This is a genomic window from Mycobacterium sp. 852014-50255_SCH5639931 (assembly GCF_001665605.1).
Classification (GTDB): Bacteria; Actinomycetota; Actinomycetes; order Mycobacteriales; family Mycobacteriaceae; genus Mycobacterium; species Mycobacterium paraffinicum.
The window spans coordinates 23,624-29,691 of record NZ_LZSV01000030.1 but is presented as its reverse complement, the minus strand read 5'-3'; the positions used below and the strand labels follow the sequence as shown (position 1 = coordinate 29,691).

At 68.8% G+C, this 6,068-nt stretch carries 6 protein-coding genes; 2 read left to right on the top strand and 4 right to left on the bottom strand.

The features are described from left to right. Positions 1 to 311: 311 nt before the first annotated feature. Together A5758_RS17555 and A5758_RS17550 are read right to left on the bottom strand one after the other, a co-directional pair. Positions 312 to 1,571 (bottom strand): MFS transporter, encoded by a 1,260-nt coding sequence (locus A5758_RS17555; protein WP_369816458.1) that lies wholly within the window; start codon positions 1,569 to 1,571, stop codon positions 312 to 314. A 107-nt stretch (positions 1,572 to 1,678) separates the two neighbouring features. Continuing rightward, the gene (locus tag A5758_RS17550; RefSeq protein WP_067742523.1) at positions 1,679 to 1,969 is read right to left on the bottom strand and encodes a metal-sensitive transcriptional regulator; all 291 of its coding nucleotides are present in this window, start codon (positions 1,967 to 1,969) and stop codon (positions 1,679 to 1,681) included. Between the two features lie 114 nt (positions 1,970 to 2,083). On the opposite strand from A5758_RS17550, the gene ilvD reads away from it, so the two are divergent. Further along, positions 2,084 to 3,799, top strand: coding sequence for a dihydroxy-acid dehydratase (gene ilvD, locus A5758_RS17545; protein ID WP_067742505.1), 1,716 nt, complete (start codon positions 2,084 to 2,086; stop codon positions 3,797 to 3,799). 34 nt (positions 3,800 to 3,833) lie between these two features. Here ilvD and A5758_RS17540 read toward each other — a convergent pair whose 3' ends face one another. Continuing rightward, positions 3,834 to 4,274, bottom strand: a complete 441-nt coding sequence (locus A5758_RS17540; protein WP_067206661.1) for an SPW repeat protein — start codon at positions 4,272 to 4,274, stop codon at positions 3,834 to 3,836. Positions 4,275 to 4,420: 146 nt separating this feature from the next. On the opposite strand from A5758_RS17540, the gene A5758_RS17535 reads away from it, so the two are divergent. Further along, entirely contained in the window at positions 4,421 to 5,404 is a 984-nt protein-coding gene (locus tag A5758_RS17535; protein ID WP_067742500.1) for a nitronate monooxygenase family protein, read from the top strand. Positions 5,405 to 5,410: 6 nt separating this feature from the next. On the opposite strand, the gene A5758_RS17530 is transcribed toward A5758_RS17535, so the two are convergent. Then, complete coding sequence (locus tag A5758_RS17530) at positions 5,411 to 6,067, bottom strand: O-methyltransferase (protein ID WP_067742497.1); 657 nt, start codon at positions 6,065 to 6,067, stop codon at positions 5,411 to 5,413. Position 6,068: the final 1 nt, after the last annotated feature.

Below are 6,068 nucleotides of genomic sequence, written 5' to 3'. Positions count from 1 at the left end.
GGGGTCTCGTGGGCTCGGAGATGTGTATAAGAGACAGGGCCGGGTGGGGCCGCCACGACGCCCGGATCGCCGGGGGCCGGGTCCGGATCCGCCAGCGCCGGAGCGGCGCTCAAGACCAGTGCCAAACCCATGATTGAAGCCAATCCGGCTGCGTTCAGGGTGGCCCAAAGCCTCCCTCGCGTCCAGCCCGACATATGCATCCTCCACGCTCGAGTTCCTGACACAGTGTGGCATAGGGCGCACTCCAGCTAACGCATTCCGGGGTGCCGGGCGACCCGTTCTTGCCGCATTTGCGCCGTTGAGCTGGCCAGCTATGAATCGCCTGAGCTTGTCGGCGCAACGTCGAGTGCCTGGCGGTTGGCCGCCGCACCGACCAGCGCGGCCGCCATCAACCCGGCCGACGCGGCCAGCATCAGGACGATGCTGCGCTCGTACAGCAAGCCGCCCGCCAGCGCGCCCGCCATGATGCCCACCTGGAACGCCGTCACGTACAGCCCCGACGCCCCGTCGGGGTCGTCGGCCCCACTGCGCATCGCCGCGGACTGCATCATCGGCGATACGGCGGTCGCCATCGCCCCCCAGAGCACGATCGCTGCCGTCCCGATCAGGGCTGCCGCCGCGGCGGGCCGGCCGCCCAGCGCCAGCGCGGTCAGCACGACGAGCGCGGCCGTCAGGCCGGTCATGCAACCGATGATCGCCCCTTTGGGCCGGCGGTCGAGCGGCCGCGCCACCATGCCCACGGCGACCACGCCGGCGGCGCCATAGGCGGCCAGCACCCACGCGAGGTTCGGCCCGCGCACGCCGACGACTTCGCGGATGATCTCCACGATGTAGGTGTAAGAGACGAAATGCCCGGTCACGCCGATCATGGTGATGATGCTGACGATGATCAGCCGGCGGTTGCGGTGGTGGTGGGCCCGGGGACCCACGCACTTGAGCTGGTCCGCGGTGAGCACCATCTCCGGCAAGATCACCCGGGCGGCCACCGTGACGATGGCGGCGGCCACGGTCACACACACCACCGCCAGGCGCCAGCCCCACATCAGGCTCATCGCCGCGGTCAGCGGGCTGCCGACGACCAGCGCGAGGCTGGTCCCGATGTAGATCGACATCGTCGCGCGGCCGGCGTGGCTTGGCGGCACCAGCCGGGTCGCGATCGGCGCGATGACCGACCAGAGCAGGCCATGGGTGAGCGCGCAGAGCACGCGACCGGCGGCCAGCACCGCGAAGGTGGGTGCCAGCGCGGAGATCACCTGGGAGACGGTCAGGCAGGTCAGGCTGATCACCAACACCCGGCGGCGCGGCAGGTGCGCGGTCCAGCGCACCAGCGGGATCGTCGTCAGGGCCGCCACCAGGGCGTACCACGACAGCAGGGTGCCCACCAGCACCAGGCTGACGTGCAGGTTGCGGGCGATGGCCGGCAGCGCGCCGACGGGCAGGATCTCAGCGGTGACATAGATGAAGGCCGCCGCGGCCAGCACAACGAGCTGGGCGGCGATCCGTGGGGTCCACGTTCGCGCGGCAGCATTGGGTTCGGCAGTCATGGCGTCGGTATCGGCCGGGCTACCCAGGTCCTGGGTTGTCGCGCCTAATGCGATCACACTGCCTTACCGTACGGACCGCAACTACGGCTCCCCCCTTGTCAGGGCCGGAGCTCGGGTCTCAACTCGATCACCAATCAGGAACGAACCAGGCGCGCGATGGCGGCGGAAGCTTCGGCGAGCTTGTGATCGGCATCGTCGCCACCCTCGGCCACGGCCCGGGTGACGCAGTGGTTGAGGTGCTCGTCAAGCAGGTTCAGCGCGACAGAACGCAGGGCGCTGTTCACGGCGCTGATCTGGGTGAGGACGTCGATGCAGTACTTGTCTTCCTCGATCATCCGGGCGATGCCTCGCACCTGACCCTCGATGCGCCGCAGCCGCTTGGCGTAGTTGTCCTTCTGCTGCGAATATCCGTGCTCGTTCGTCATCGCCTGCCTCACCTCTGCCACTACGCGCCCGTCGGGCGCCACGAATTCACTTTATACCCCGCCCGGGTATGACCCGCGGATTTGCCGTCCGGCCAGTTCACGCATACTTGCAGGATGGCCACAACACGCGATGCGACTGGAGTCACCGACATCAAACCGCGCAGTCGTGACGTAACCGACGGCCTGGAGAAGGCCGCCGCCCGCGGCATGCTGCGGGCGGTCGGCATGGGTGACGAGGACTTCGCCAAGCCGCAGATCGGGGTGGCGTCGTCGTGGAACGAGATCACGCCGTGCAACCTCTCGCTGGACCGCCTCGCCAAGGCGGTCAAGGAAGGCGTGTTCGCGGCCGGCGGCTACCCGCTCGAGTTCGGGACGATCTCGGTTTCCGACGGGATCTCGATGGGCCACGAGGGGATGCACTTCTCGCTGGTGTCGCGTGAGGTGATCGCCGACAGCGTCGAGACCGTGATGCAGGCCGAGCGCCTCGACGGGTCGGTGCTCCTGGCCGGCTGCGACAAGTCGCTGCCCGGGATGCTGATGGCCGCCGCGCGCCTGGATCTGGCGGCGGTGTTCCTGTATGCAGGCTCCATCCTGCCCGGACGAGCGAAGCTGTCCGACGGCACGGAACGCGAGGTCACCATCATCGACGCGTTCGAGGCCGTCGGCGCGTGCGCCCGCGGCTTGATGCCCCGGGAGGACGTCGACGCCATCGAGCGCGCAATCTGTCCCAGCGAGGGCGCGTGCGGTGGCATGTATACCGCCAACACGATGGCCAGCGCCGCGGAGGCCCTCGGCATGTCGTTGCCCGGCAGCGCGTCGCCGCCGGCCACCGATTACCGCCGCGACGGGTTTGCCCGCCGCAGCGGCCAGGCCGTCGTGGAGTTGCTGCGCCGCGGCATCACCGCCCGCGACATCCTCACCAAGGAAGCGTTCGAAAACGCCATCGCGGTGGTGATGGCGTTCGGCGGGTCGACCAACGCCGTGCTGCACCTGCTGGCGATCGCGCACGAGGCCGACGTCGAGCTGTCGCTCGACGACTTCAGCCGGATCGGTTCGAAGGTTCCGCACCTGGCCGACGTCAAACCGTTTGGCCGCCACGTCATGTCGCATGTCGACCAGATCGGCGGCGTGCCGGTGGCGATGAAAGCGCTGCTGGATGCCGGTCTGCTGCACGGGGATTGCCTGACGGTGACGGGTGAGACCGTTGCCGAGAACCTGGCCGCGATCGACCCGCCCGACCCGGATGGCAAGGTGCTGCGGGCCCTGGACAATCCCATCCACCCGACCGGCGGCATCACGATCCTGCGCGGATCGCTGGCGCCCGAGGGCGCGGTGGTCAAGTCGGCCGGTTTCGACTCGCAGGTGTTCGAGGGCACGGCAAGGGTTTTCGACGGTGAGCGCGCCGCGCTGGACGCCCTCGAGGACGGGACGATCACCAAGGGCGACGCCGTGGTGATCCGCTACGAGGGCCCCAAGGGCGGGCCCGGGATGCGGGAAATGCTCGCGATCACCGGCGCGATCAAGGGTGCCGGACTGGGTAAGGACGTACTGCTGCTGACCGACGGCCGCTTCTCCGGCGGGACGACCGGCCTGTGCGTGGGCCACATCGCACCCGAGGCGGTCGACGCCGGACCGATCGCCTTCTTGCGCGACGGCGACCCGATCCGCCTGGACGTCGCCAACCGGGTCCTCGACGTCCTGGTCGATCCCACCGAATTCGATTCCCGGCAAGAGGGTTTCACCCCTCCCCCGCCGCGCTACCAAACCGGCGTACTGGCCAAGTACGTCAAGCTGGTGAGCTCGGCGGCGATCGGCGCGGTCTGCGGTTAGGTCCGATCGCCGCTTCGCTCAACGGGTTTGGAAACTATGCGTGGGTGGCCGCCTCGCGCGTGCGCCTGCCGAAGTACGTGGCGTTGAGGCCCAACACCGTCAGCAACGCACCGGCGATGATATTCGACCACATCATGCCGGCGGTCAGCACGACGCCCGGCAGAATCCACAGCGAGACGATGACCCACACACCGAGCACCGGCATCGTCCAGGTCATGCCGTGGGCGCGGTCGAGCGCCGTCGCGAACCCGTACGCCAAGAACGCCGCCGCGATTCCGGCAACCAGGTTCGACGTGGCGAGCGACCCCGTCGCGCTGAAACCCACCATCCACGGTGACGCGGCCACATACAGGCCGGTCAGCAACGCCAGCCCGAAGGTGACGTGCGCACTCATCGACTCGGCGACGCGGTCATAGCTCGCGCGTAGAGCCAACAAATCCGGGTGGTAATCGATTGATGAATGGACTGTACTCATTTTGTGACCTTTCTGTTATGCAGCAAGCCTTTTGAGCCGGCTGCACCCATCCATCTGCCGTCAAGATTACGCTCGATCCCGGCGCGCCAGCAACGAAATCAAGCCCGCCAGAAGCCGGATTGACCTCCCGCGTAGCGTCTTAACACATGGACATCGCGGACCGGCTGCGCCTGGACGTTCCGGTCGCGCAGGCGGGCATGGGCGGTGGCCTGGCGGGTGGGGCGCTGGCGACCGCGGTCGCCCAGGCGGGCGGCCTCGGCACCCTGGGCCTGGCCACCCCGCGCCAGCTCCGGGCGGCCATCGATGAGGTGCGCGAGCGGGCGCCGGGCCGCGCTGTCGCGGTGAACCTGTTGATGCCCTTTGTGCATCGCTCGCACGTCGCGGTCTGCGTCGACGCCGGTGTTGACGTCGTTGTGCTGGCGTTCGGCGAAAAGCGGGGACTCGTGCAGCACCTTCGCGATGCCGGCATCTTCGTCTTCGTGATGGTCGGTACCGCGGCACAGGCCGGCGCCGCTATCGGTTGGGGCGCCGATGGTTTGATCGCCCAGGGCCGCGAGGCCGGTGGCCACCTCGTCGGCACCATGCCGGCACTGCAGTTCCTGCCGCAGGCGCTGGCCGCGGCCGGCACTCGCCCGGTGTTTCTCGCCGGCGGTATCGCCACCGGCACCGACACCCGGGCCGCCCTGGCGGCGGGCGCCAGCGGCGTCGTCGCCGGAACGCGATTCCTGATGACGCACGAGGCCAACGCCAACCGGGAGTATCAGCGGCGAGTAGCCCAGGCGGACAAGACGATCGAAACCAACTTGTTCGGCCTGAGCTGGCCGCTGCGGCATCGCGTCGTACCCAACGCCGCGACGCGGCACTGGTGCCGCGACGACGGCTGGGCAAAAGCTTTGCCGGCGTCCATCAACTCGGCGAGCCGCTCGATGGCCGCGCTGGGCTACTTCGACGCCGCCGCATTGACGCGCCTGCAGTCGGTGGGCCGCCCGCTGTTCACGCCGCTCGCACCGCTCGCCACGATGCCCGATGCCTGGGTGGACCGTGCGGCGCTGTACGCCGGTGAAACCGCGCTGCGCATCGGCGAACTCACCTCCGCCGCCCAGGCGGTCGCCGACCTCAGCCCGCGCTGACCGACGCTAACGCACCAACGCGAGCGCGAAGCCATCCCAGCGCTTGGCACCCACCGTTTGGATCACTGCCGTGTCGAGTCGCGGGTGCTTACCCATCAATTCCAACGTCTCCCGCACGGCCCGCGCCTGGGCGTTGTCCTGCGGGTCCAGGACCTGCCCTTCTCGAATGACGTTGTCCGCCAAGATGAGTGCGCCGGGACGGGCCAGCCGGACCGCCCACTCCAGGTACGCGACGTAGTTCTCTTTGTCGGCGTCGATGAACACCAGGTCGAACGGGCCGCCGTTCAACGTCGGCAGCGTGTCCAGCGCGGCGCCCAGTATCACCTCCACCCGGTCGGCGAGACCCGCCCGCTCCAGGTTGGCCCGTGCGACCTCGGCGTGCCTGGGCTCGTACTCCAGCGTCACCACCCGGCCCTGCGGGCCGGCGCCGCGGGCCAGCCAGGTGGTGCTGAACCCGCCCAGCGTGCCGATCTCGAGGATGCGGTGCGCCTGGATGGCCCCGGCCAACAGGCTCAGAAACTTGCCTTGCTGGGCCGACACGGCAATCTGCGGTAACCCGGCGGCGTCGCTGGCTTCCACTGCCGCGCTCAGGGCCGGATCATCGCCAACCACGGTGTTGTCCAGAAAGGCGTCGACTTCTTGGGGGGTTGGTTTCTGCGTCATG

What these genes read in the sequence shown, in the direction of transcription:
- A5758_RS17550 (WP_067742523.1), bottom strand. Translation starts at nt 1,969, where the DNA reads ATGACGAACGAGCACGGATATTCGCAGCAGAAGGACAACTACGCCAAG.
- ilvD (WP_067742505.1), top strand. Translation starts at nt 2,084, where the DNA reads ATGGCCACAACACGCGATGCGACTGGAGTCACCGACATCAAACCGCGC.
- A5758_RS17540 (WP_067206661.1), bottom strand. Translation starts at nt 4,274, where the DNA reads ATGAGTACAGTCCATTCATCAATCGATTACCACCCGGATTTGTTGGCT.
- A5758_RS17535 (WP_067742500.1), top strand. Translation starts at nt 4,421, where the DNA reads ATGGACATCGCGGACCGGCTGCGCCTGGACGTTCCGGTCGCGCAGGCG.
- A5758_RS17530 (WP_067742497.1), bottom strand. Translation starts at nt 6,067, where the DNA reads ATGACGCAGAAACCAACCCCCCAAGAAGTCGACGCCTTTCTGGACAAC.